Genomic DNA, 23,378 nt, shown 5'->3' on the forward strand with positions numbered 1-23,378 from the left:
CTTCGAGCCACCTGTTGTCGACCCCGAGCCTTTTCGAACGTGTCGAAAAAAGGCCCGGACACTACAACCGAGACAGCGACGTAGACTTTAACGAAGAGGTAACGAACTATCTTGGACAGCAGTGCGCCTGCGCGGGAAGTCGTTTCCGGCAATGTCGGGAACGACGGCAATATTTAGCGCAGCAAGGCCAGCACCGCGCTCGGCTGCCCATTCGCCTGCGTCAGCATCGCCGACGCCGCCTGCTGCAGGATCTGCGAGCGGGTCAGCTTGGCCGTGGTGCTGGCGTAGTCAACATCCTGGATGCGGCTTTGCGACGCCGCCAGGTTGATCGACGAGGTCTGGGTGTTGGCGGCCGCCGCGTCGAGGCGGTTGCTGGCCGCGCCCACCACCACCCGCTGCTTGTCGACGAAATCGATCGCCTGGTCGATGTGCAGCAGCGCCACCGCGGTCTTCTTCATGTCCAGGTCGGACAGGCCCAGGGCCGAGGAATTCATGGCCGAGAACTCGAGGTTGATCAAGTCGTCCTTGCTGGTGCCGGCGCCGACCTGGATCTGCATCCGGTTGACGCCGGCGCCGGCGCCGTCGTCCAGGATGCCGAAGTCCATGTTGAAGCTCTGCAGCGGCTTGTCGGCCGAGGTATAGCCGATGTCGGACACCACGTCTTTCGCATTGCGCACCGGGCCGCCGTCGGCATCCAGGCCGCCGATCGCACCGGTGTCGGCATTGCTCAGGTTCATGGTGCCGATAAAGGCCGCGCCATTGGTCTGGAAGTCGTTCATGAACGCGCTGGCGCTGGCAATGTTGTTGTTCGTGACAGCACTCAGCGCCGTGTCCAGGTTCGCGCTCTGGTGCTCGTGCAGGTAGGTCATCAGGCCCTTCATGCCGCCTTCGACGCCGAACTTCTTCAACTGGTCGTGCAGGTAGCGCGAGGCGGCGTAGGCGCCCTCGTAGCTGGGATCGGGCGCGGCCGCGCCGGCGACGACGGCCGCCACGCCGCCGCCGGCGATCGCGCCGGCCAGGCGCTCGTCCGCGCCCTGGATCAGCTCCGCCGTGCCTTCCTTGAACCACTTCGGCAGCGAGACCATGTTCATCGAGCGGTCCATGACGGCGTGCACCATCTCGTGCGCAATGGTGCGGTCGTTATAGAAGGACGAGGATGTGCCGCCGTCGGCCGTATCGCCGCTGCCGAAGTCCGACATGTCGAGGTTCAGGCTCAGGGTTCCGACCTTGCCGTTGGATTCCGTGGACCCGGACACCGAGGCCAGCACGTTCCACTGACCGTCGTCGATCGCGCTGAGATTGAGTTTCAGGTCCGCGCCATCGCCCTCGATGCCGTAATACTTCTTGATCATTGCCTCGGCGTTGCCCAGCCAGCCGGTTTTCAGGCCGTCGATCACCTTGCGCACCTTGGCGTCGCCGCCGATGCTGCTGGTGTCCTGCGAGAACAGGGTCTGGCCGTTGAACTGGGTCGACTTGCCGACGTCGCTGATCTGGGCCAGGATCTGGGTCGCTTCCTGCTGCAGGGCGCCGCGGTCGGTGTCGGACATGCCGCCGTCGCCGGACTGCACGGCCAGCTCGCGCAGGCGCTGCAGGCTGTCGCCGATGCTGGCCATGGCGCTGTCGGCCACCTGCAGCATCGAGGTGCCGTCGTTGATGTTGCGCATGACCTGGCTCATGCCGCGCAGCTGCGAGGACATGCGCTCCGAAATCGCCTGCCCGGCGGGGTCGTCGCTGGCGCTGTCGATGCGCGCGCCCGACGTCATCTTTGCGATCGCCTTCGTGGCCGCGGCCGTATGCTCGGCAAGCTGGCGCTGCGCTTGCAGCGACAAGGTATTGTTATTGATCGACAGGGTCATGGTCGTCGTGGGAGCCGATTGGGCAGTAATCAGTCCTTAACGACATGTGCTTACAATTCTGAAGGGCAAGATGTCAATTATTTAACCTGGGTGATGAAGTCGGGGCCGATCAGATCGATCCGGTCCGTGCAGAAGGCGTCCACACCCCAGCCGAGCAACTCGGCGGCGCGTGCCGCTTCGTTGACGGTATAACAAAACAGCCCGAAGCCGGCCGCCTTGACCTCACGCGCCTGCTGTGGCGTCAGGTGGCGGTGGTTGACGTGGATGGCGACGGCGTCCACCTCGCGCGCGCGGCGCTCCCAGTCGGGCGGCAGTTCGCTCATCAGGAAGGCGCGCGGGAGTTGCGGCGCGACTTCGTGCGCCGCCAGCAGGGCGTCCATGCTGAACGAGGACAGCAGCGGCGCCCGTTCCAGCCGGCCCGGGGTGCTCCGGTCTTCCAGCTCGTCGGCGAACATGGCGGCCGCGATGCGCGCCACCGCCCCGCCGGTCTCGATCTCGTGGCCCGGCGCCGGCTTGAGTTCGATGTTCATCCACACGCCGTGGGCCTTGCAGAACTGCGCGAACTCGACGAACAGGGGCACACCCTCGCCCTCGTACTCGCGGCCGAACCAGCCGCCGGCGTCCATGCCGGCCAGCTCCAGCGCATCGTAATCGACAACGTGGCCGGAACCGGGCACCGTGCGGCCCAGGAAGGGATCGTGCATCACCACCGGCACGCCGTCGCGCGCCAGCATCACGTCGTATTCGATGGCGCGAAAGCCCGCGCGCATGCCGCGCAGGAGGCCGGCCATGGTGTTTTCCGGGGCCAGGGTGCCGCCGCCGCGGTGGGCAAGGACTTTCGGGTATCGCCACATGGTCTTACCTCTTCGACAGCCACAGGAAGAACGCCAGGTTCGCCGCGACGGTGAACCAGAATATCTGGCGGAAGGGCTGCTTGACCGTCTTGTGGCGCAGCCATTGCTGGGCCAACACAGCGCCAGGCCAGCCGCCGAAAAGGCCAAGCATCAGCAGCGTACTTTCCGGCGTGCGCCGCTCCCCCTTGCGCGCCGCCGATTTATCCAGCGCATAGCTGCAGAAGCAGACCAGGCTCATCACCAGGTAGGCGGCGCCCACCAGCGGCGGCACGTGCCAGGCGAAAGTGGTGCCGCCGTACAGCAGCGCGAACACGAGGATGGGCAGGTAGGGCGTCATGGCGGCAGCTTACGCGTTGCCGCCTGGCGTGTCCATCAGGCAAGCGCCTACCTGCCTCGGACGAATCGGACGACGTCTTCGTTGAATCGCTGCGGCGCGTCCAGGTAAGGGAAGTGGCCAGCGCCGGCATATTCGACCAGCGTCGCCTTCGGCAACTGCTTGGCCAGCAGCCGCTGGGCCGGCAGGCCGATCGCATGGTCTTCTTGCCCGGCCAGCACCAGCACCGGCATCGTCAGGCGCTCGAAGCGGCTGAAGCGGTAGGACAGGAAGCCGCTGTTCCACAGTGCCCCGCCCAGCTCGCCGGTATTGCGCAGGCCGCTTTTCGCATCGACGGCGCGCTGCTCCGCGACTTTTTTCATGTCCGGGAACATGGTCTCGTCGTTGACGCGTTCGCGGATGTCGTCGGCCACCGAGTTGAAGGCGAAGAAGCAGTCGTCCGGCGTCTCCTTGCGCTCGGCGGCGGCGGCGCGCGCCCTGGCGAGATCGGCCGGATAGCGCTTGTCCAGGAAGGCGACGCGGGCGGCGCACGCGTCGGGGATGCTCGAGGCCGCGCTGACCAGCACCAGCTTGCTGACATGCTGCGGATAGGCAGCCGCGTACTCCAGCGCCAGGGCGCCCCCGAAGGAATGGCCCATCAGCGCCAGCTTCGGAACGCCCAGCTGTTTGCGCAGGGCTTCGATGTCCTCGACCATGGCCGGAATCGAATACGCGCCGGTCCATGGACGCTCGGAGCGGCCGCTGCCGCGCTGGTCCAGGTAGACCAGCTGCAGCTTGCTTTCCAGCGCCTTGCCGGCCTGGGCCTCGAAGCTGTAACTGTTGTAGCCCGGGCCGCCGTGCAGGAACAGCAGCGGCGGCGTCCCGGCACCGGCCCGGCCGGCGACCTTGTACCACAGGCGCACATCGTTGACGACAGCCTGGTGTTCGCCGGCCTGCATGGCGCCGGTCGTGGAAGCCGCCCGGGCGGCGGGCAGGCAGGCAAGCGCCGCCAGCAAAACGGTAAGGAGTGTCGCGGAACGCATCATCGTCGGAGCCCATTGTTGTTGTAATTACGCAATTATAGAGACGATGTGCGCGCAGGCGAAGCGGACCGCCTGTTCGCACTGTCCGCACTGTCCGTTAATGAACGTACGGAGCGATTCCGCCGAAGCGCCTACCCTCCCCCTTCGACTGTCCCAACACAGGAGGAAATCATGGGCTTTGATCTAGGCAACCTGCTGAACCAGTACCTGGGCGGCGGCGCCAACGCCAACCAGGCGCAAGCCACCGACGACTTCGACCGCGTGGCGCAGCAGGCCCCACGCGAAGAGGTGGCGCGCGGCGTGACCCAGGCGCTGCGCTCGGACCAGACGCCGCCCTTCCCGCAGATGGTCGGCCAGCTGTTCGGCCATAGCGACCCCAACCAGCGCGCCGGCATGCTCAACCAGCTGATCGCCAGCCTCGGCCCGCAACTGCTGTCCGGCGTGGCCGGCGGCGCGCTCGGCAATCTGCTCGGCGGCGGCCAGAACCGCGTGACGCCGGAACAGGCGTCCCAGCTCTCGCCGGACCAGGTGCAGGACATCGCCGCCCACGCGGAAAAACAGGATCCAAGCATCGTCGACCAGATGGGCAATTTCTACTCGGACCATCCGACCCTGGTAAAAGCCCTGGGCGGCGCCGCACTGGCGATCGCGCTGGGCCACATGGCGCAAGGCATGCAACGTCACTAACGTAAAAGGAGAACACAATGGGTATCCTCGGCGACATCTTCCACAAGATCTTCCCTGGCCACCATCCGGCCAACACGCAAGCGCAGACGGGCGGCACGGCAGCGCCCAGCGCCCCTCAGGCTGCACCGGCGCCCGCGCCGGCCCAGCCATCTCCTGCCCCTGCGGCCGGCGCCGCCACAGGCACGGCCGGCGCCGCAGCTGCGCCCGCCGCGACCCTGAACCAGCAGGTGGACGTCGAGGAGGTCCTGACCAACATGCAGAAGCAGTCCGGCCAGCAGCTGAACTGGCGCACCTCGATCGTCGACCTGCTGAAACTGCTGAACCTGGACAGCAGCCTGCAGGCGCGCAAGGAACTGGCGGCCGAGCTGCACTACAGCGGCGACACCAACGACTCGGCCAGCATGAACATCTGGCTGCACAAGCAGGTCATGACTAAGCTCGCGCAAAACGGCGGCAAGGTGCCGGCCGACCTGCAGGATTGAGGCAAGGGCTGCGGCGGACGCCCGCCGCAGCCTCAAGGTGAACATGCTCTCGACAAACCAACAATCCAGCAGCAGCAAGCTGTCCGAACAGTCCAGGAAACTACTGGCGATCCGCGACGAAGTTTTTGCCGAATGGGAAAAACGTGTGCGCAAGCTGCTCACGGGCGCCGACGAGGTCAGCCATCCGGTGCTGCTCGACACCCTGCCCCTGTTCTACGGGAACATCGCGGAAGCGCTGAGCCCCGGCTACGACCGGGAAAACGCCGCCGCGGATTCGAGCGCCGCCACCGGCCATGGCAGCGAGCGGGCCCGCACGACCGAGTACCAGGCGGTCGAAATCGTGTATGAATACCAGCTGCTGCGCGACGCCCTGCTGGAGGTCGCTCACGCGCGCGGCATCCGCTTCAGCGATGAGGAGCTGCGCGTCATCGGCTCCTCCTTCGACCAGGCGATCCGCGACGCCATCGAAGAATTCACGGCCCTGCAGCGGTCCTTCCGCCAACGGGTCGCGGCCTCGCTCACGCACGACATGCGCAGCCCACTGTCGGTCATCATCTCGGGCGCGGAACTGCTGCTGGCGGCGCATCCCGGCAAGTCGGACAAGATCGTCCAGAAGATCCTCGACAACGGCCTGCGCCTGGAGCGCATGTTCCAGGAACAGCTCGACGCCCTCAGCCAGTCGACCGCGCAGGCCACGCCGCTGGAGCTCGCGCAAGTCGACGCGCTGGCGCTGGCGGTCAAGGTCGGCGAGCACGTGAACGACACGACTCCGGCGCATTGCGAGGTCAGCGGCGAACCGGTGGTCGGCTGGTGGAACGAGAGCGCGATGCGGCGCGCGCTCGAAAACCTGGCCCTGAACGCGGCCAAGTACGGCGACGGCAAGCAGGTCAGCGTGAACGTCGCCCAGACCCACGGCCGCGTGATCATCTCGGTCCACAACTGCGGCAATCCGATCCCGGACGAACGCCGCAAGGACATCTTCGAATACCTGAACCGCGGCGAAGAGTCGGACAAGACCGGCTGGGGCATCGGCCTGCCCTTCGTCCAGGAAGTCGCCAAGCGCCACGGCGGCACCGTGGTGCTCGACAGCTCGGAACAGGCCGGCACCACCTTCACGCTCGACATCCCGATCGACGGGCGGGAGTTCAACCAGGTTTGCGCGACCTGAGGGCGCGGCGTCAGTCCGCGAGGCTGGCGTTGGCGGGCGTGCCGCAGGAAAAGCAGAAGCGTGCGAACGCATTCTTGCGCGTGCGGCAGGCCTGGCAGCGGTCGAACAGGCCGATGCCGCAATGCGGACAGTGGGCCAGGGTCTTGTCCTTGAAGTTGGTCGGCCGTTCGCAGGACGGACACAAGCTCTTGCCCATCCTTTCCAGAGCAAGGTCGTAGCGCATGGTCGTGCGCCGCTCCTGCTCGGGCAGGGCCTCGGCCGCTTTTTGGCGCTCCAGCCATATCTGGAGCCAACGGACCGCGTAGCGTCCCACGACGACGGTCAGGACGATCCCGACGCCATAGCGCACGTAGCCGCCGTAGCTCGGCAGGTAAGGCACCAATTCGACGAAAAACGCAAACAGGGCAAAGAAGATGAAGCCCCAGGTGAACGGCCAGTAGGTGCCGTTGCGCTTGTGCCTGAACAGCCAGCCGGCGCATACCAGCAGCGGCACCGTCACGGCGATGCGCAGCAGGAAGACCTTGCGCACTTCGCGCTGGGTCTGTTCCATCACCAGCTTGCGGGAAGGTTCAAGCAAGGCGTCATACGCATCCCTGGCCCGGTTCTCGGCCTGTTTTGCGTCGAGCAGGACCTGCTGCTGTGCCTGAATCGCCTCCAGGGCGGCATGTTCCGCCGCGACCAGCTTGTCGAGCTCGCGGGTGCGCGTGATCAATTCGCTGTCCTGGTCCGGCCGCGCGGTGGTCTGGCGGGTGGCGACCCAATTGTCGAAGGCCTGACGGGCGCTGCGCGTGTTGGCCTCGGCGACCTCGTGCTTGTGCTGTGCCTGCTCCAGTGCGTCGCCGGCAGCTTCGCGCGTCTGCCCGGCCTGCGCCATTGCCGCTTTGAGCGGCGCGGCTTTGACCGGATCGACGAAGGCGTCTTCCGTCGGCACCGGTCCGAGGTAGGCCAGGTTGTCGATTACCTTGCTGCCCAGGCCGATCAGAAACCAGGCAAACACGAACGCGACTAGCCACAGGGCTCGCCGCATCCATGCCTCGGTCAAGCGCAAACCTTTGTTCATCGAAGCCTCCGTCAGTTTAAAAACCGCAGGTTGCCACCGATGACAGCAGGGTGCTATCGGAAAGCGCAAACCAGGCAGTTTGCGCTACCGCAGGTTTCGTATCGCGCTACCCTGCGCACATTAGAAGTACGACAGCCCCAGCGCCTTGCGCACCTCATCCATGGTCTGCGCCGCCACTTCGCGCGCCTTGAAAGTCCCCTCCTTCAGGATCTGCATGACCTGGCCCTTGTCCTTGGCAAACTCCTCGCGGCGTTCGCGGATCGGCGCCAGCATGTCCTGCAGGATGCCTTCGAGGCGCTTCTTGACGACCGAATCGCCCAGGCCGCCGCGGGTGTAGTGGGCCTTCATCTCGGCAAGCGTCTCCTTGTCGGTGTCGAAGGCGTCCAGGTAGATGAAGGCGACGTTGCCTTCCAGGTGACCCGGGTCGGACACCTTCAGGTGCAGCGGGTCGGTGTAGACCTGCTTGACGGCGGCGCGGATCTCGTCGGCGCTGGCGCCCAGGTTGATGGTGTTGCCCAGCGACTTGCTCATCTTGGCGCGGCCGTCGGTGCCCGGCAGGCGGCCGACTTCCGGCACGATCGCCTTGGCCTCGACCAGGATGTCCTTGTCCTGGCCGTAGGTGCGGTTGAACTTGCGCACGATCTCGTTGCACTGCTCGATCATCGGGATCTGGTCGTCGCCCACCGGCACGATGCCGGCCTTGAAGGCGGTGATGTCGGCGGCCTGGCTGGCCGGGTAGGTCAGGAAGCCGGCCGGGATGTCGCGCTCGAAGCCGCGCAGGAGGATCTCCGCCTTCACGGTCGGATTACGCTCGAGGCGCGCGACGGTTACCAGGTTCAGGTAATAGAAGGTCAACTCGGCCAGTTCCGGAATCTGCGACTGGATCAGGATGGTCGACTTGCTTGGGTCGATCCCTACGGCAAGGTAATCGAGCGCCACCTCGATCACGTTCCGGTGTACCTTACCTATGTCATCCATGTTGTCGGTGAGCGCCTGGGCGTCCGCGAGCATGATGAATTGGCGATATTGATCCTGGTAAGTGACGCGATTGCGCAGGCTGCCGACGAAGTGGCCGAGGTGCAGCGGTCCGGTCGGACGGTCGCCGGTGAGGATGACTGGTGCGGGAGTGGTAGGGGTTTGCAGACTCATCGGGGTTCCTTTTTATCCTTGCCCCGATCCTGCCGCGCCAACAAAAACGCCACCTTGAATCGAGGCGGCGTTTAGTGATTCACATTCAACTCTCTGGCCGCGCGCTGTCAGCGGCGCCACCAGGAAACGAGGACGGAATGTGTATTCGAAAAATTCATGGATGGCATGGTTGCAGGTTGCCGCATCGCTGTCAACCGTCAATGCGCGCCGTCGATCCCGGACATATGGACTGGCGGGGACCGCCATGAGTTTTTTGTTGCAATAAAATTAACTAGATTGGTGAAATATGAATTCCACGAAGAGCACGAACAGCCACGATCAACATCCGCTCCAGCTCTGGGGCGGTCTCGAATGCACCGTCAACCGCGTCCGCGACGACTACTTCCACCAGCTCGACCGCAACGGCCACGCCACCCGCCCGGCCGACATCGAGCGTTTCGCCTCGCTCGGCATCCGCGCGATCCGCTACCCCATCATCTGGGAGCGCACCGCGCCGGATGGCGTCGATAAAGCCGACTGGTCCTGGCCGGACGAGCGCCTGAACGCCCTGCGCGAAGCCGGCGTCACGCCGATCGCCGGCCTGGTGCACCACGGCAGCGGGCCGCGCCACACCAGCCTGGTCGACCCCGCCTTCGCCGAACAGCTGGCCGAGTATGCCGGCGCGGTGGCCGCGCGCTATCCCTGGCTGGAGTACTACACCCCGGTCAACGAACCCTGTACCACTGCACGTTTCGCCGGCCTGTACGGCGTCTGGTACCCGCACGGCCGCGACGACCGCACTTTCATCGAGGCCCTGCTGGTGCAGTGCCGCGCGGTGGTGCTGGCTATGCGCGCGATCCGCGCCGTCAACCCGAACGCCAAGCTGGTGCAGACCGACGACCTCGGTAAAACCTACAGCACGCCGGAACTGGCCCGTGTGGCCGAGTTCTACAACGAGCGCCGCTGGCTGGCCTGGGACCTGTTGTGCGGCATGGTCAACCCCGAGCACCCGCTGTGGGGCTATCTCACCAAAACCGGCATCGCGGAAGACGAATTCCTGTGGTTCCGCGAGAACCCCTGCCCGCCCGACATCATCGGCGTCAACTACTACGTGACCAGCGAGCGCTGGCTCGATCACCGCCCGGACCGCTACCCGCCGCACCACCGCGGCGTGGCCGACGGCATCCCCTGCGCCGACATCGAAGCCTCGCGCGCGCTGGCCACGCCCACCGCCGGCATCGCCCCGCTGCTGGCCGAGGTCTGGGAGCGCTACCGCATCCCGCTGGCCATCACCGAAGCCCATATCGACGCGAATCGCGAAGACCAGCTGCGGTGGCTGCTGGAGATATGGGAAGCGGCCAAGGAATCGCGCAACAACGGCGTCGACCTGCGCGCGGTGACGGTGTGGTCGCTGCTCGGCTCCTTCGACTGGAACAGCCTCGTCACGCAGAACCGCGGCTACTACGAGCCGGGTCCTTTCGACGTGCGTTCGCCCGAGCCGCGCCCGACCGCGCTGGCGCGCATGATGCGCGAGCTGGCCTCGAACCGGCCGCTGTCGCACCCGGTGCTGCGCGGCCAGGGCTGGTGGCGCCGTCCGGGCCGCTTCCTGTGCCCGCCGGTGGCGACCCCGGCCGCCCTCACCTCGATCACAGCGGACGGCCACACCCTGGTCGGCAAAGGCTCCCGTCCGATCCTGATCACGGGCGCCAGCGGCACCCTTGGCCGTGCCTTCGCGCGCCTGTGCCGCAAGCGCAACCTGGCCTACCGCCTGCTGTCGCGCCAGGACATGGACATCACCGACCCCGACTCGGTCGAGCGCGCGCTGGCCCATCACCAGCCCTGGGCGGTAGTCAACACCGCCGGCTACGTCCGCGTGGACGAGGCCGAGAACGACGTCGAGCGCTGCATGCGCGAGAACGCCATCGGCCCGGCCATCCTGGCCGCCGCCTGCGCCCGCCACGGGATCCACCTGACGACCTTCTCCAGCGACCTGGTGTTCGACGGCGCGCAGGACCGCCCGTATGTCGAAAGCAGTGCGGTATCGCCACTGAACGTGTACGGCCGCAGCAAGGCGGAAGCCGAGCAGCGCGTGCTGGACAAGCATCCGGGCGCGCTGGTGGTGCGCACCTCGGCCTTCTTCGGGCCCTGGGACAAGCACAACTTCGTCACCCTGGCCCTGCAGGCCTTCGAGCGCGGCGAGCCCTTCACGGCCGCGAGCGACATGACGGTCTCGCCGACCTATGTTCCCGACCTGGTGCACGCCTGCCTGGACCTCGCCATCGACGGCGAGGCCGGCATCTGGCACCTGTCGAATGCCGGCGGCGTCAGCTGGTCCGAGCTGGCCCTGAAGGCGGCACAGGCGGCCGGCATCGACGCCAGCCGCCTGGAAGCGAAGCCGGCTGCACACTGCGGCTTCGTCGCCGCGCGCCCCGGCTACACGGCCATGACCAGCGAGCGCGGCATCCTGCTGCCGGCGCTGGACAATGCCCTGGCCCGCTACCTCGAGCTGCGCAACCAGGAAGATCCGGAGATGGAAGAACTGATCCGGGCGATGGAAACCCGCCAGCCGGTGGCCGGCGAGCAGCGCCAGATGGAGGAAACGCCGGTGGAGGCTTTCCAGGCGCAGCGTTCCTGACGCGCCGCGGCGGCGTCAGGGCGCCCGCGCGCTCACGACGCGCGAGACCGACTGCAGCACCACGATATCGGGTTCCGTGTTGAACGCGATTTCGGCTCCGGCGCCCACGTCGGTCTCGGCTGGCACATAGAATTTGCACATGCCCAGCGAGGTCTTGTGCCCGGCGCCACCGGTCACGATGATGTCGCCGGCTGGCGTCGGGAAGCAGGCCTTGATCGCATTGAAGTTACCCTGGCCGTGGTAAAAATCCGTTTTACTGGCCTTGCCGTGAAACTCGTTGGCCTCGTTCAGTGCAGCCGCGAGATCGGCTGCATGGATGGCGAGCGGCTCATGATGGAAATGGCCCAGGTGTCGCTGGTGAACTGGTCCTGCCCGATCGGGTCCAGCCTGGTGAACAAGATCCGGTCCAGCAAGTCGATGTGCCGCGGCTCGGGTGTCAACCGGCAAGCTTATCAGTTTAGTCGTGTAAAAAACTCTCCGAATGTCGCAGGCGCACACTTTCAGCGCGGCCGTGCCACAGCCTGGCAATATTGTTGACTGCCCGTCACAAGTCAACTGAAAATCATGCACCCGACATTGTGAGGAGCCAGCCCGTGAAGCCCACCGCTTTTTTGACCACCCTTGGCCTTTTGCTGGGATGTGCCGCCACCAATTTCGCGGAGGCGACCACGCCGAAGCAACCCGAAGTGTATGTCAAGCTGCCCAGCCGCGGCAGCTTTGCCGGCACTGTCGCCAACAACGTCGCCGACGGCCTGTTCTCGAACGGCGACACCTACAAGGGTGGATGGAAGGACGGCAAGCCCGACGGCATCGGCACCATGCGCTACGCGCTTGGCGGTGCGTATGAAGGCGAATGGAAGAATGGCCTGCGCGATGGCAAGGGGGTCATGAGCTTTGCCGGCAGCGGCCGCCGTGCCGAAGTGCGTTTCGCAGACGATCGCAGGATCGACGTGGCGGTCGCCCCTGCGCCTCCGGCACCAAGCGCTACCGGATTCTTCCTGCTGTCGGACGAAGAGATCACGGGTTCCCACATCCGGAACAAGCTTGTCTACAGCCCCCTGCCGCTGGACCGCGGCTTCGACGATCTGACGCCCGAGCAGCAGGGCCTTGTTCGCTCCTACTACCCGGCGCTGGATGCCGGCGACGACCCGCCCTATCCGCTGACAGGCGGGAAAGAGCTGTACAAGCTGCTGGAGTCGATGATCCGCTACCACGCGCTGAAGGACGACGTACTCGTCTATGTGGCGGTGGACGCGGATGCGAAGGTGAGCTCGGTAAGCGCGGCCAGCCCCCTCGAACCCAAGTTCAGGGAAATGATCGCCACCGCAGCCGGCCTGCTCAAGTACAAGCCGGCGAAATGCGCCCGCCAGCCCTGCCCGGGCATCGTGCCCTTCAACCTGAAACTGCACATCAATGCTTTGCAATGATAAGGCGCCCGTCATGAAACCTGTCACCCTCCTGTTCTCCCTCGGCCTGGCTATGAGCCCTGCCGCCACCGCCTTCGCCCAGGCGCCCGCACCGGCGCCGGCCACCGCGCCAAACGAAGTCCAGCTCAAGCTGCCCAACGGCGGCACCTACATCGGCACCGTCACCAACGGCGTCCCCGACGGCAAGGGCTATTTCCAGGACCCGGATGGCACGCAGTACGAAGGCGAAGTCCACATGGGGCAGCGCACCGGCACGGCCGAGGCCCTGTCCCCGAAGGGCGACCGCTACCGGGGTGAATGGAAGGATGGGCTGCCCGACGGCGCCGGCAAGATGACTTACATGCTGGGCGGCTCCTACGAGGGCGAGTGGAAGAAGGGCCGCCGCCACGGCAAGGGCATCATGACGTTTGCCGGCAGCGGCCGCAGCGCCGAGGTGCGCTTCGAAAACGGCCAGCGCGTCGACGTGCCGGTGGAGCGCCCTTCCGCGGCCACCAGGTCGGCCAGCTATTCGCTGACGGGCAACGCGCCCACCGGCTCCCACCTGCCCAACAAGGTGGCTTACGGCACGCTGCCGCTGGACAAGGGCTTCGACGAGCTGACGGCCGACCAGCAGCGCTTCGTGCGCTCCTACTACCCGGCGCTCGACGTCGGCGACGATCCGCCCTACCCGCTCAAGGGCGCGCAGGAACTGTACACCGCCCTGTCGACGCTGGCGGGCCGCCTCAACTTGCGCGACGACATCCTGCTGTACGTGGCGGTGGATGCGAACGGCAAGGTCACCAGCGTCACCACTTTCGGCAAGCTGGCGCCGGACATCAAGCGCGCGATCGGCACCGCCGCCGGCCTGCTCAAGTACAAGCCGGCGCAGTGCGGCGGCCAGCCCTGCTCCGGCGTGGTGCCCTTCAACCTGTCGCTGACCGTCAGCTACTGAGGCTGTCGGCGGCCAGCGGCAGGCGCACGCTGAACGCGCTGCCCTTGCCCAGGCCCTCGCTGCCGGCGGCGATGGCGCCGCCATGCATGTCGACCAGCCCCTTGGCGATCGACAGGCCGAGTCCGAGGCCGCCCTGGGAGCGGTCGATGGTGGTCGGCCCCTGAACCAGGGAATCGAAGATCGTCGGCAGCACCTCGGCATCGATGCCGACGCCGGTATCGAGGACCTCGAGCACGACCATGCCGTCCTCGATCGCGTTACGCACCGTGATGCTGCCGCCCTCGGGCGTGTACTTGATCGCATTCACCAGCAGGTTGTCGACCACCTGTTCCAGGCGGGTGCGGTCGCCCAGCACCCAGGCTTCCACGGTCTGCACGTCCCACCGGTGGCGCTTGGTCTCGGCCATGCTGCGCGAATCGCAGCAGAAGCGCAGCAGCTTGCCGATGTCGACCCGCTCCGTCGCCAGCGTGACCTTGCCGGACAGGACCCGCCGCACGTCGAGCAGGTCTTCCACCATCCGCGTCAGGTGGCGCAGCTGGCGCTGCGCGACTTCCCAGGCTTTGTCCAGCCTGGCGGGCGCCATGTTCGGCAGGCGGATCACGGCGATGGCGCCGCTGATCGCCGCCAGCGGATTGCGCAGCTCGTGGCTTAGCATGGAGAGGAAGGTGTCCTTGGCCTCGCTTTGCGCCTCCGCCTGCCTGCGCGCGGCGCGCTCGCTGTCCAGCAGCCGTTCGCGCTCGTGCTCCAGTGCCATGCGCGCGGCGCTCTCCTGCGACAGGGCGACGCTGGTGCGGTGCAGTTCGCCCAGCAGCACGTCCGCCTCCTTCAGCTGCGAGCGCGTGACCGGCGTGACTTCGCCGCGCGCCAGGGCATGGGCGGCCAGGGTCGCATTCCCGAGCGACTTGTCGATCCGGCGGGCGAACAGGAAGGCGATGCCGACCGCGCCGCCCAGCACCACCAGCAACGCCATCGCCGCGGACCAGGCGGTCAGGCGCGATGCCGACTCGATTTCCGCGACCGGCACGCCGATCGCCACCGTCCAGCCGGTCAACTCGGAACGCACGAAGACGTCGTAGACCTCGACGCCCTCGCGGGTCGGGTGGCGCAGCACGCCGCTGTACGAAGCTTGCGACGCGGCGCGCAGTTCCGGGCGCACCGGCTCGCCGATGAAGCGCTCCGCATTCCTGCTGCGCGCGATGGTGAGGCCCTTGACGCCGGACACCCCGACGATCCAGCTGGCCGGCAGGTTGCTGCGCTTGAAGACCTTGTTGAAATAATTCGGATCGAAGATCTGGGTGACCACGTATTTCTTCCCGGCCGAGACAGGCAAGGGGACACTCACCGATACCACGCCGCGCTTCGAACTGGCGCCGACAAAATACCCGCTCACCCTGGTCTTCCGGCTGTCGTAGACCTCGGCGGCCCAGCTGCCGGATTTTTTGGCGAGCGGCGTCCCGTAAGGCACGTAGGTGTTCATCAGGCCGTTGCCTTCGTAATCGGCGATCAGGGTCCAGCTCAGCGGCGATTTGCGGGTGGCGGACAGGAGCCGGTGCAGGCGCTCGAAATTGTCGCTCGCGATGTCCTGCGAATTCGCGATATTGTTGATGGAGGCTTCGGCGATGGCGATTTCGCTGTCGATCAGCAGCGAGGTCGAACGCGCCACTTCCTCGATGGCGTGGATGCGCGCTTCGCGCTCGAAGCGCAGCAGCATCGACAGGCCGAGTATCGACAGGCCGGCGACCGGGACGATGATCGCCACCAGCATTAAAAGTAGGTAAGTGCGTGTCTTCATCAAATATTCTTCCAACAAGAAGGCAGCGCAGCGGAAAACTGCTGAATATGAGCAAACTTGCCATATTAACAGTTTTGCACATGCAGCGTTATACAATGGCGCGCAATGTTTTTCATGAAAGGCCGACATCCGTGCAAGAGCAACACCCCTTTCCCTTCCTCCGGGAAATCCTGCTGTTCCTCAGCCTCGCTGGCATCCTGATCCCGCTAATACAGCGCCTGCGCATCAACCAGGTGCTGGGTTTCCTGGCGGTGGGCGCCCTGTTCGGGCCTTTCGGCCTGGGGCGCATGGCCGTCGATCATGCCTGGCTGGCCTGGTTCACCTTCCCGAACAACGAGGACGTGGCCATGCTGGCCGAACTCGGGGTGTTGTTCCTGATGTTCATGATCGGCCTGGAACTGTCGGCGGCGCGCCTGTGGGCGATGCGGCGCTGGGTGTTCGGGGCCGGCAGCGCCCAGGTAGTGCTGTGCGCCCTGCTGCTCGGCGGCGCCGTGTGGCTGCTGCTGGGCCAGTCCATGGAAGCCTCGCTGGTGCTGGGCCTGGTGCTGTCGCTCTCGTCCACCGCGGTGGTGATGCAGCTGCTGAGCGAGCGCCATACCACCGGCACCCCGCTGGGCCAGGCCGCGTTCGCGGTGCTGATGCTGCAGGACCTGGCGGTGGTGCCGATCCTGATCCTGATCGGCGCGCTCGGCGGCGGCAGCGGGGCGAATGACAACGTGGCGATGATCGCGCTGCTGGCGATGGCAAAGGCGGCGCTGGCCATCGCCCTCATCTACCTGATCGGCGGACGGGTGATCCACCCGCTGTTCCGCGCCTTCGCCCGCCAGCGCCAGCCGGACGTGTTCATGGCGCTGATCCTGTTGAGCACCTTCGGCATCGCCGGCCTGTCGGCCATGGCCGGGCTGTCGATGGCACTGGGCGCCCTGATTGCCGGTTTGCTGCTGGCCGAGACCGAGTTCAAGCACGAAGTCGAGCTGATGGTCGAGCCCTTCAAGGGCCTGCTCATGGGCCTGTTCTTCATGACGGTCGGGATGGGCATGGACCCGCTGCAGATCCTCCATGCGCCGCTGTGGCTGGCCTGCGCGGTGGCCGTGCTGGTCCTGTTGAAAGCCATCGTGATCGCGCCGGTGATGCGGCTTGGCGGCCTGTCCTGGGGCCGCGCCGTCGAGGGCGCCCTGCTGCTGGGCCAGGGCGGCGAATTCGCCTTCATCGTGATCGGCTATGCGATCAGCTCAAAGCTGCTGGAACCCGGCCTGGGCGGGCGCGTGATGCTGGCGGTCGGCCTGTCGCTGTTCCTGACGCCGCTGCTGGCGCGCATCGGCAAGGGCATCGGCGAGCGCGCCGAAAGCCAGGCGCGCGAACAGGAGACGCAGCAGGCGCAGGGCGAGCTCGAAGATGCGCGCGGACGGGTGGTGATCGCCGGCTTCGGCCGCGTCGGCCAGCAGCTGGCCAAGCTCCTGGCAAGCCAGGGCATTCCCTACGTCGCTTTCGAGAACGATGCCAAGCTGGTGTCCGAGCTGCATGCCAAGGGTGTGCCGGTCTACTTCGGCAATGCCTCGCGCCCCGAGCTGCTGCGCCGCGTGCATGCCGACGAAGCGCCGGCCATCGTGCTGACCATGGACCATCCGAGTTCGGCGCTGCAGGCGGTGCGCGGGATCCGGCGCGAATTCCCGCACGCGCAGCTGTTCGCCCGCTCGCGCGACGAGAAGCATGCGCGCGCCCTCAAACTGGCCGGCGCCAGCGTGGTGGTGCCGGAGACCCTGGAAGCCAGCCTGCAGCTGTCTGCCTTCGTGCTGGAATCGATGGGGCTGGACGAGCGCCTGGTCGACAGCATCGTCGACCGCGAGCGCGACCAGTTCGCGCAGACGCTGACGGCGCCGGGCAGCGCCGTATAATCCAGCCCGACAATAACGCATCCATTGAGGACAAGATGGCATCCGAGACGAACACCCTGCCCGGCGCGCTGAGCCATATCCGCGTGCTGGATCTTTCGCGCGTGCTGGCCGGCCCCTGGTGCTCGCAGAACCTGGCCGACCTCGGCGCCGACGTGATCAAGATCGAGCGCCCGGACAGCGGCGACGACACCCGCGCCTGGGGCCCGCCCTACGCGCCCGACGCGGACGGCAAGGCGACCGGCGAAGCCGCCTACTACCTGTCCGCGAACCGCGGCAAGCGCTCGGTGACGGTCGATATCGCCAGCCCGGACGGCCAGGCCCTGCTGCGCGAACTGGCCAGGCATTGCGACGTGGTGCTGGAGAACTTCAAGGTCGGCCAGCTGAAGCGCTACGGCCTGGACTACGAATCGCTGAAAGAAGTCAAACCCGACATCGTCTACTGCTCGATCACCGGCTTCGGCCAGGACGGCCCCTACGCGCACCGCGCCGGCTACGACTTCCTGATCCAGGGCATGGGCGGTTTGATGTCGGTGACCGGCGAGCGCGACGAGCTGCCGGGCGGCGGCCCGCAGAAAGCCGGCGTGGCCCTGACCGACCTGATGACCGGCATGTACGCCACCATCGCCGTGCTGGCCGCGCTGACCTACCGCGACCGCAGCGGCGAAGGCCAGTACATCGACATGTCCCTGCTCGACACCCAGGTGGCGATGCTGGCGAACGTCGGCAGCAACTACCTGAACAGCGGCAAACGCCCCAGGCGCTGGGGCAATGCCCACGCCAACATCGTGCCCTACCAGACCTTCGCCTGCGCGGACGGCCACATCATCGTCGCCGCCGGCAACGATGGCCAGTACCGGAAGTTCGTGGAAGCCGGCGGCCGGCCCGAACTGGCCGATGACGAGCGCTTCGCCACCAATCCCCAGCGCGTGAAAAACCGCGACGTACTGGTGCCGCTGCTGGCCGAGATGGTTGCCACGCGCGGCCGCGACGAGTGGATTGCAATGCTGGAAGAAAAGGGCGTGCCCTGCGGCCCGATCAACAACCTGGACGAGGTCTTCGCCAATGAGCAGGTCAAGGCGCGCGGCATCGAGATCGCCCTGCCCCATCCGACCGCGGGTGAAGTAAAACTGGTGCGCAGCCCGATGCGGATGTCGGCGACGCCTGCCACCAGTGACAAGGCGCCGCCGCTGCTCGGCCAGCATACCGAGGAGGTGCTGGCCGAGATCCTGGGCAAGAGCGGCGAGGAGATTGCCGCTCTGCGTGAGAAGAAAGTTCTTTGATCGTAGGGTGGGGTAAATCAGTCCGGGGGACTGAGTAAGTCAGTCCGGGGGACTGACTTACATGCCCACGATTAGCTTCTCAATGCAGCTGGTGCTTGAGCTGGGACAGTTCAGCATGCACCTTGCTGACCGCCGTCTCCAGCTGCGGCGACATGCTCGATGCCGAGCGGCTGATACGCTTGGCTTCGTCGCCCATCGATTCCAGGTCATCGACGGCCTGGACCATGCGCTGCTGATCCTGCGACTGCATTACCTGCTGGGCCTGCTGGGATTCGCGGGCCATTTTCTCGATGCAATCCTTCAGGTCGTCCGGCGCACCGCCCGAACGGCAGGCCTGCTCGGCTTCCTTGATGGTTTGCTGGATGTGGGTAAAACGCTGCTGGATTTCGTTTGCTTGCAACATGACGTGCTCCTTGCAGTGGTTGAAACAGGAGCTAAATGGTAGACCCCTTGACGGAGTGGCGGCGCACGAACGGTATGGTTGAGATGGCTAAATCTGCCGGATTTGATTGGCTTTTACGCTAGATCGCTGTTTTCTAACGATATATTTGCCGAATTCAAGCCGGTATGCAGCCCGGTGACGAGGAACAGACCGCCAGACACCGCGGCGGCGCCGAGGCCATTCCGCTGGCCGGCAAAAGCGTCTTCCGGCATGAGCATCTCGCATTCGGCGCTGAGCACGTAGGCTTGCCCATAGCACACCATCAGCTTTCCATCGAAGGCGGTGAACGGCGGAATGGTCATGGCGTCTTTTCTGTTGACTGGTTGCTCACCAGTCTATTCAAAAAATATCCTAGCAACAACTATCGAGTAAGAGTGTTCAGCCCACCTTGACCGGCTCCAGCGGCGCCAACCCACGCAGCCGCAAGGCCACCGCCATCGCCGCCAGCAGCACCGCCCCCAGCATGCTCACCACCCCGGCCCAGCCGGCCCAGGCCCAGACGATGCCCGAGACCCAGCCGACCACGCTGGAGCCCAGGTAGTAGAAGAACAGGTACAGGGCCGAGGCCAGCGCCTGGGGCGGACGCGCACGCCGGCCGACCCAGCTGCTGCACACCGAGTGCGAGGCGAAGAAGCCAAAGGTGAACAGGCCCATGCCGGCGACGATCAGCAGCACCATGCTCGAGAGTGTCAGCAGCAGCCCGCCCAGCATCACCAGCATCACCATCCACAGCACGTTGCGGCGACCCAGGCGGTCGGCCAGCTTGCCGGCCCAGACCGAGCTGAAGATGCCCAGCAGGTACAGGATGGACAGGGCGCCGACCGCGCTCTGGCGCAGGCCGAAGGATGGCGCCAGCAGGCGGTAGCCGATGTAGTTGTACATGCTGACGAACACACCCATCAGCAGGAAGGACAGCGAGAACAGCCAGGGAAGTCCGGCGTCGCTCACATGCTTCGCCGTGCCGCTGAACAGCGCGCGCCAGCCGCCCTGCCCGCCGCGGAAGTTGGTCGATGCCGGCAGGCTGCGATTGAATTCCCAGGCCGCGTACAGGCCCATCGCGCCCATCGCGCCGACGGCGATGCGCCAGTCGTAGAAGTCGCTGATGACGGAGGCCAGCACCCGGCCCGTCATGCCGCCAAAGGCGCTGCCGCCGATGTACAGGCCCATCGAGTGGCCCAGCGAGGGGCCGGCGATTTCTTCGCTCAGGTAGGCCATGGCCAGGGCCGGCATCCCGCCCAGCAGCAGGCCGAGCAGCGCGCGCAGCAGGAGCAGCTGGCCGTAGCCCTGGGCGAAGGCGGCCAGCAGGGTCAGGACGCCGCCGCAGAACATCGAGCCGGCCATCAAGGGCTTCCTGCCGTAGCGTTCGGACAGCACGCTGGAGGCCAGCAGCGACACCGCCAGGGTGCCGGTGGCCACCGACAACGCCAGGCTGCTTTGCGCGGGGGTCAACTGGAAATCGTGGGCCAGCAGCGGCATCAGCGGCTGCACGCAATACAGGAGGGCGAAGGTGGAGAAGCCGCCGAAAACCATGGCGCGGTTGATGCGCCTGAATTCAGGGCTGCCTGCCGAGATGGGAGTATGAGACATGCCGGTTATCATATTCGCAAACCGGGCCGGCATGTCTATCGGGGAAACTACGGATACTCGGCGTCCAGCTCCGAACCGGCAAAGTTTTCCAGCTCGACGAACAGCTGCTTCATCGGCGTGCTGCCTGCGATGTCGCGCAGGATGTCGCTGTTGCGGTAGAGGGCGATGCGCTCGGCGATGACCACGTGGTGGGGTGCCGGGATGTTCTCCAGCAGCTTGGCCCAGCCGGCCTCGAAGTCCGGCTTCCGCTTGCGCACCGTCTTGACGAGGGCTTCGAACTCCCTGTGGTTGGTGCGCGCGACGATCCGCCCTGCTCCTTCGATGCCGAACACGATCGCCAGCGCGATCACGCCCTCGGCGTTCAGGTCCGGGTCCTGCACCGCGCCTTCGTAGTGATGGCGGCGCAGCCACTGGGCCGCGCGCACGATCGCCTGCACGCTCTTGCGCTGCTTGAGCTGGGCCTGGTAGCGCTCGTAGCCCGACCAGGTCTCGCCGGGGTCGGCGGTGCAGAGGTCGACGAACAGTTCCTTCAGGCGGCGCTGGGCGTAGACCGGATCGGTGTCGAACTCTCCCACCAGGCTGTCTTCCGGCAGCGCGGCGAGTTCGCGGACCAGGCGGAAGCCCTGCTGGAACACGAGCTCCGCCCCTTCCGAGATCAGCAGCGAGGCCGCGGCCTTGTCGCCGACTTCGTCGTCGGTTTCGTCTTCCATCAGGTATTCCAGGCCCAGCGACATGCCGCCGACGCTCAAGAGCAGCGCGCGCTGGATGCCTTCGGCGGTGCGGTCGTTGGTGAACTTCTCGGCCACCATCGCCGTGATGCCGGCCAGCTCGTCGGCCAGGCCGGCGGCTTCGTCGGGACTCGCGGTTTGCGCCAGGTGGCGGATCGCGCGGACCAGGCGCGGCAGCTTCTCGATGACGATCGCAGGCAGCATGGATGCAGAAACTCCGCTCACGAGAAGATGTCCGTGCCCATGCTGCGGCGGCTGCTGCGCTTGGGCGCGCTGCGCACCGACGGCACCTGCTTGCGCAGGCGGTACAGCAGTTCGCGGGTGCTACGGTGCGGGAACTCGGACTCGTCGTCCTCGTCTTCCGGCAGCTCGACGTCGGCCAGGTCGGCGGCATTGCGGAATTCCGGGAACAGTTCCAGCAGCGAACGCTCCCAGCCGTCTTCGCTGGCCTTGGCCAGGTCGATCGCCAGCGGCACGATGTCGCTGTCGGCGCTGGTCTGGCCGGTCACGTAGCGGCCCTTGCTGCCGATCTCGCCCGCCACTTCCAGGATTTCCTTCGGCGCCAGCGACCAGACGATCGCGAACGCAGTCGCGCCCCAGTCCGAGGACGAGGCTTCGCTCAGCAGCTCGTGGCGGCGGTCTTCGTCGTCGGTGGCGTAGACCACGCCGTGCATGTGGTTGAACAGGTTCTCGGCGATGCGCTCGGGATCGTCCTCGATCATGTCGTCCGGCCAGGTGGCGGCCAGGTAGGCCAGGCTCTCGGCCCAGGCCTTCGGCGGCACCAGCAGGGTCGCGACCGAGGTCTTGGCGCCGTCGAAGCCGGCCAGGTGCAGGGCCGTCACCTGCGGCGGCAGGGTCGACAGCACCTCGGCCACGGCATAGTCGCCGTGCTCGTCGGCGGCCTTGGACAGGGCTTCCTCGGCGTGCTGCAGGGAGCCGGCCAGCACCAGTTCATTGACCTGGCGGGTCAGCGCCGGCAAGTTCGATTTGGATTCATTGGCTTTAGATTCGTCGCTCATTCGCGGTCACCTCCGTCCTGGTCGAAGAGTTGGGTGAAGTCGTCGCCGGCCGCGCTTTCGTCGAGGTCCTCGTCGTCGCCCTCGTCGCCGCGCGCCAGCTGGTCGAGCGACTGGTCGTCGTCTTCCCAGCGCGCCTGGTTCTTGTACAGGAAGGCGGTGACGATGGCCTGGCGCGCCAGTTCAGGATGGTTGTCGCAGATGGCCGCGTACATGGCCTTGCCTTCGTCGTCGCCGTCGCAATTCGCCATCCCGAAGACCTTGGCGGGGTCGTCGCTTTCATAATCCATGGCTTCGCGGACCAGGCCTTTCGGGTCCGTAAAGCGGATGCGGTCGACCAGTGCGAAGGCCATCATGTTGACGTCGTCGAGGCCGTCGCCGTTGCCGTATTCCGACACCAGGGCCTGCACCATCATGTCGTAGTTCTTGCGGTTGGGCGGGTCGCCGAGCGTGCCGTCGATCTGGCCTTCGAGTTCGCGCGACTGGAAGGCGAATTCCGGATGTACTTTTTTCATGGTTGCTTCAATCTCTGTCTGTTAATGCCGCCATCAATGCGGGAGGTTCACGCCATTGAGCGCGAACACCGAGCGCCACAGCTCGAAGGCCTCGCCTTCGGCGTCGAGGACGATGCGGTGGTTGACGCTCTGGTTGTATTCGGCGCGCTTGGCCGGGTCGGACAGCACCTCGTAGGCCTTGGTGACGGCCTTGAAGCGCGCCTCCGCCCCCGGCGCCTGGTTGCGGTCCGGGTGGTAGCGCATCGCGAGCGAACGGTAGACTTTCTTGATCTCGTCATCCGTCGCATTCGGCGCGACGCCGAGGATCGCGTATAAATTTTCCACTTGGAAGTCTCCGGCTGGTGCCCGAAAAAAACAATAATCCGCGATTATGCTATAGAAAGCGCTATCTTGACAGACGGGCCACCCTGACCGGCAAGGGCAGCGGCAGCGCCCGGGGGCGGCCGGCGGCGTCGCGGCGCAGCGTGAACGGCAGCCCTGCCAGGGCCAGCAGATAGGCGGTGACGAGGTCGCGGTGGGAAGCTGGCGTCTGCATGCTT

24 protein-coding genes are annotated in these 23,378 nt (G+C 66.0%); 8 read left to right on the forward strand and 16 right to left on the reverse strand.

Translation table 11 applies throughout. The annotated features are described in order from the left end of the window. Positions 1-173 precede the first annotated feature (173 nt). The 4 genes from LQV39_RS16840 to LQV39_RS16855 all read right to left on the reverse strand — a co-directional run bounded on the left by LQV39_RS16840 (position 174) and on the right by LQV39_RS16855 (position 4,069). Positions 174-1,856 carry a flagellinolysin gene (locus tag LQV39_RS16840; RefSeq protein WP_230027293.1) on the reverse strand — a complete coding sequence of 561 codons (1,683 nt, stop codon included), beginning with the start codon at positions 1,854-1,856 and terminating at the stop codon, positions 174-176. 77 nt (positions 1,857-1,933) lie between these two features. Continuing rightward, positions 1,934-2,710 carry a glycerophosphodiester phosphodiesterase gene (ugpQ, locus tag LQV39_RS16845; protein ID WP_230027294.1) on the reverse strand — a complete coding sequence of 259 codons (777 nt, stop codon included), beginning with the start codon at positions 2,708-2,710 and terminating at the stop codon, positions 1,934-1,936. 4 nt (positions 2,711-2,714) lie between these two features. Beyond that, positions 2,715-3,047, reverse strand: a complete 333-nt coding sequence (locus LQV39_RS16850; protein ID WP_230027295.1) for a DUF1294 domain-containing protein — start codon at positions 3,045-3,047, stop codon at positions 2,715-2,717. 47 nt (positions 3,048-3,094) lie between these two features. Continuing rightward, a complete protein-coding gene (locus LQV39_RS16855) occupies positions 3,095-4,069 on the reverse strand; it encodes an alpha/beta fold hydrolase (RefSeq protein ID WP_230027296.1) in 975 nt (324 codons plus the stop codon). 168 nt (positions 4,070-4,237) lie between these two features. On the opposite strand from LQV39_RS16855, the gene LQV39_RS16860 reads away from it, so the two are divergent. From LQV39_RS16860 to LQV39_RS16870, 3 genes are read left to right on the forward strand one after another with little or no spacing between them, the layout of a single operon-like run. Next, positions 4,238-4,753: a hypothetical protein gene (locus LQV39_RS16860; protein ID WP_230027297.1), complete on the forward strand. Its 516-nt coding sequence runs from the start codon at positions 4,238-4,240 to the stop codon at positions 4,751-4,753. Between the two features lie 17 nt (positions 4,754-4,770). Next, complete coding sequence (locus LQV39_RS16865; RefSeq protein WP_230027298.1) at positions 4,771-5,235, forward strand: DUF3597 domain-containing protein; 465 nt, start codon at positions 4,771-4,773, stop codon at positions 5,233-5,235. A 43-nt stretch (positions 5,236-5,278) separates the two neighbouring features. Continuing rightward, complete coding sequence (locus tag LQV39_RS16870; protein ID WP_230027299.1) at positions 5,279-6,403, forward strand: HAMP domain-containing sensor histidine kinase; 1,125 nt, start codon at positions 5,279-5,281, stop codon at positions 6,401-6,403. 10 nt (positions 6,404-6,413) lie between these two features. Here the strand turns inward: LQV39_RS16870 and LQV39_RS16875 are convergent, their stop codons facing one another. Further along, entirely contained in the window at positions 6,414-7,463 is a 1,050-nt protein-coding gene (locus LQV39_RS16875) for a zinc ribbon domain-containing protein (protein ID WP_230027300.1), read from the reverse strand. Positions 7,464-7,583: 120 nt separating this feature from the next. Continuing rightward, positions 7,584-8,612, reverse strand: a complete 1,029-nt coding sequence (gene trpS, locus LQV39_RS16880; RefSeq protein WP_230027301.1) for a tryptophan--tRNA ligase — start codon at positions 8,610-8,612, stop codon at positions 7,584-7,586. Between the two features lie 286 nt (positions 8,613-8,898). Between trpS and LQV39_RS16885 the strand changes: the two genes are divergently transcribed. Then, complete coding sequence (locus LQV39_RS16885; RefSeq protein ID WP_230027302.1) at positions 8,899-11,226, forward strand: family 1 glycosylhydrolase; 2,328 nt, start codon at positions 8,899-8,901, stop codon at positions 11,224-11,226. Between the two features lie 15 nt (positions 11,227-11,241). Here the strand turns inward: LQV39_RS16885 and LQV39_RS16890 are convergent, their stop codons facing one another. Beyond that, the gene (locus tag LQV39_RS16890) at positions 11,242-11,673 is read right to left on the reverse strand and encodes a hypothetical protein (RefSeq protein ID WP_230027303.1); all 432 of its coding nucleotides are present in this window, start codon (positions 11,671-11,673) and stop codon (positions 11,242-11,244) included. A 146-nt stretch (positions 11,674-11,819) separates the two neighbouring features. Here LQV39_RS16890 and LQV39_RS16895 point away from each other — a divergent pair, with 146 nt between their 5' ends. Beyond that, complete coding sequence (locus LQV39_RS16895; RefSeq protein ID WP_230027304.1) at positions 11,820-12,653, forward strand: hypothetical protein; 834 nt, start codon at positions 11,820-11,822, stop codon at positions 12,651-12,653. A 13-nt stretch (positions 12,654-12,666) separates the two neighbouring features. Beyond that, a complete protein-coding gene (locus LQV39_RS16900) occupies positions 12,667-13,584 on the forward strand; it encodes an MORN repeat-containing protein (protein ID WP_230027305.1) in 918 nt (305 codons plus the stop codon). Here the strand turns inward: LQV39_RS16900 and LQV39_RS16905 are convergent. Further along, complete coding sequence (locus LQV39_RS16905; protein ID WP_230027306.1) at positions 13,574-15,376, reverse strand: ATP-binding protein; 1,803 nt, start codon at positions 15,374-15,376, stop codon at positions 13,574-13,576. The two genes, LQV39_RS16900 and LQV39_RS16905, sit on opposite strands and share 11 nt — an antisense overlap. A gap of 131 nt (positions 15,377-15,507) precedes the next feature. Here LQV39_RS16905 and LQV39_RS16910 point away from each other — a divergent pair, with 131 nt between their 5' ends. Both LQV39_RS16910 and LQV39_RS16915 read left to right on the forward strand, forming a co-directional pair. Then, positions 15,508-17,271, forward strand: a complete 1,764-nt coding sequence (locus tag LQV39_RS16910; RefSeq protein WP_230027307.1) for a cation:proton antiporter — start codon at positions 15,508-15,510, stop codon at positions 17,269-17,271. Positions 17,272-17,306: 35 nt separating this feature from the next. Continuing rightward, a complete protein-coding gene (locus LQV39_RS16915) occupies positions 17,307-18,551 on the forward strand; it encodes a CaiB/BaiF CoA-transferase family protein (RefSeq protein WP_230027308.1) in 1,245 nt (414 codons plus the stop codon). 79 nt (positions 18,552-18,630) lie between these two features. Here the strand turns inward: LQV39_RS16915 and LQV39_RS16920 are convergent, their stop codons facing one another. The 8 genes from LQV39_RS16920 to LQV39_RS16955 form a co-directional block, all read right to left on the reverse strand. After that, positions 18,631-18,954 (reverse strand): hypothetical protein, encoded by a 324-nt coding sequence (locus tag LQV39_RS16920; protein ID WP_230027309.1) that lies wholly within the window; start codon positions 18,952-18,954, stop codon positions 18,631-18,633. Positions 18,955-19,067: 113 nt separating this feature from the next. After that, complete coding sequence (locus LQV39_RS16925) at positions 19,068-19,295, reverse strand: hypothetical protein (protein WP_230027310.1); 228 nt, start codon at positions 19,293-19,295, stop codon at positions 19,068-19,070. A 76-nt stretch (positions 19,296-19,371) separates the two neighbouring features. Continuing rightward, the gene (locus tag LQV39_RS16930) at positions 19,372-20,580 is read right to left on the reverse strand and encodes an MFS transporter (protein ID WP_230027311.1); all 1,209 of its coding nucleotides are present in this window, start codon (positions 20,578-20,580) and stop codon (positions 19,372-19,374) included. A 47-nt stretch (positions 20,581-20,627) separates the two neighbouring features. Then, positions 20,628-21,512, reverse strand: a complete 885-nt coding sequence (locus LQV39_RS16935) for a hypothetical protein (RefSeq protein WP_230027312.1) — start codon at positions 21,510-21,512, stop codon at positions 20,628-20,630. 17 nt (positions 21,513-21,529) lie between these two features. Further along, a complete protein-coding gene (locus LQV39_RS16940) occupies positions 21,530-22,327 on the reverse strand; it encodes a hypothetical protein (RefSeq protein WP_230027313.1) in 798 nt (265 codons plus the stop codon). Beyond that, positions 22,324-22,839 (reverse strand): hypothetical protein, encoded by a 516-nt coding sequence (locus LQV39_RS16945; RefSeq protein WP_230027314.1) that lies wholly within the window; start codon positions 22,837-22,839, stop codon positions 22,324-22,326. Before LQV39_RS16945 ends, LQV39_RS16940 begins: the two co-directional genes overlap by 4 nt. Positions 22,840-22,872: 33 nt before the next feature. Continuing rightward, positions 22,873-23,163, reverse strand: coding sequence for a DnaJ domain-containing protein (locus tag LQV39_RS16950; protein WP_230027315.1), 291 nt, complete (start codon positions 23,161-23,163; stop codon positions 22,873-22,875). A gap of 61 nt (positions 23,164-23,224) precedes the next feature. Further along, a complete protein-coding gene (locus tag LQV39_RS16955) occupies positions 23,225-23,374 on the reverse strand; it encodes a hypothetical protein (protein ID WP_230027316.1) in 150 nt (49 codons plus the stop codon). Positions 23,375-23,378 lie beyond the last annotated feature (4 nt).

The sequence above is a fragment of the Massilia sp. Bi118 genome (assembly GCF_918697865.1).
In the GTDB taxonomy this organism is placed as follows: Bacteria; Pseudomonadota; Gammaproteobacteria; order Burkholderiales; family Burkholderiaceae_D; genus Telluria.

Excerpts from the sequence above, each read along its gene's own strand:
- LQV39_RS16840 (WP_230027293.1), bottom strand. The coding sequence starts at position 1,856 with ATGACCCTGTCGATCAATAACAATACCTTGTCGCTGCAAGCGCAGCGC.
- ugpQ (WP_230027294.1), bottom strand. The coding sequence starts at position 2,710 with ATGTGGCGATACCCGAAAGTCCTTGCCCACCGCGGCGGCGGCACCCTG.
- LQV39_RS16850 (WP_230027295.1), bottom strand. The coding sequence starts at position 3,047 with ATGACGCCCTACCTGCCCATCCTCGTGTTCGCGCTGCTGTACGGCGGC.
- LQV39_RS16855 (WP_230027296.1), bottom strand. The coding sequence starts at position 4,069 with ATGATGCGTTCCGCGACACTCCTTACCGTTTTGCTGGCGGCGCTTGCC.
- LQV39_RS16860 (WP_230027297.1), top strand. The coding sequence starts at position 4,238 with ATGGGCTTTGATCTAGGCAACCTGCTGAACCAGTACCTGGGCGGCGGC.
- LQV39_RS16865 (WP_230027298.1), top strand. The coding sequence starts at position 4,771 with ATGGGTATCCTCGGCGACATCTTCCACAAGATCTTCCCTGGCCACCAT.
- LQV39_RS16870 (WP_230027299.1), top strand. The coding sequence starts at position 5,279 with ATGCTCTCGACAAACCAACAATCCAGCAGCAGCAAGCTGTCCGAACAG.
- LQV39_RS16875 (WP_230027300.1), bottom strand. The coding sequence starts at position 7,463 with ATGAACAAAGGTTTGCGCTTGACCGAGGCATGGATGCGGCGAGCCCTG.
- trpS (WP_230027301.1), bottom strand. The coding sequence starts at position 8,612 with ATGAGTCTGCAAACCCCTACCACTCCCGCACCAGTCATCCTCACCGGC.
- LQV39_RS16885 (WP_230027302.1), top strand. The coding sequence starts at position 8,899 with ATGAATTCCACGAAGAGCACGAACAGCCACGATCAACATCCGCTCCAG.
- LQV39_RS16900 (WP_230027305.1), top strand. The coding sequence starts at position 12,667 with ATGAAACCTGTCACCCTCCTGTTCTCCCTCGGCCTGGCTATGAGCCCT.
- LQV39_RS16905 (WP_230027306.1), bottom strand. The coding sequence starts at position 15,376 with ATGAAGACACGCACTTACCTACTTTTAATGCTGGTGGCGATCATCGTC.
- LQV39_RS16915 (WP_230027308.1), top strand. The coding sequence starts at position 17,307 with ATGGCATCCGAGACGAACACCCTGCCCGGCGCGCTGAGCCATATCCGC.
- LQV39_RS16920 (WP_230027309.1), bottom strand. The coding sequence starts at position 18,954 with ATGTTGCAAGCAAACGAAATCCAGCAGCGTTTTACCCACATCCAGCAA.
- LQV39_RS16925 (WP_230027310.1), bottom strand. The coding sequence starts at position 19,295 with ATGACCATTCCGCCGTTCACCGCCTTCGATGGAAAGCTGATGGTGTGC.
- LQV39_RS16930 (WP_230027311.1), bottom strand. The coding sequence starts at position 20,580 with ATGTCTCATACTCCCATCTCGGCAGGCAGCCCTGAATTCAGGCGCATC.
- LQV39_RS16935 (WP_230027312.1), bottom strand. The coding sequence starts at position 21,512 with ATGCTGCCTGCGATCGTCATCGAGAAGCTGCCGCGCCTGGTCCGCGCG.
- LQV39_RS16940 (WP_230027313.1), bottom strand. The coding sequence starts at position 22,327 with ATGAGCGACGAATCTAAAGCCAATGAATCCAAATCGAACTTGCCGGCG.
- LQV39_RS16945 (WP_230027314.1), bottom strand. The coding sequence starts at position 22,839 with ATGAAAAAAGTACATCCGGAATTCGCCTTCCAGTCGCGCGAACTCGAA.
- LQV39_RS16955 (WP_230027316.1), bottom strand. The coding sequence starts at position 23,374 with ATGCAGACGCCAGCTTCCCACCGCGACCTCGTCACCGCCTATCTGCTG.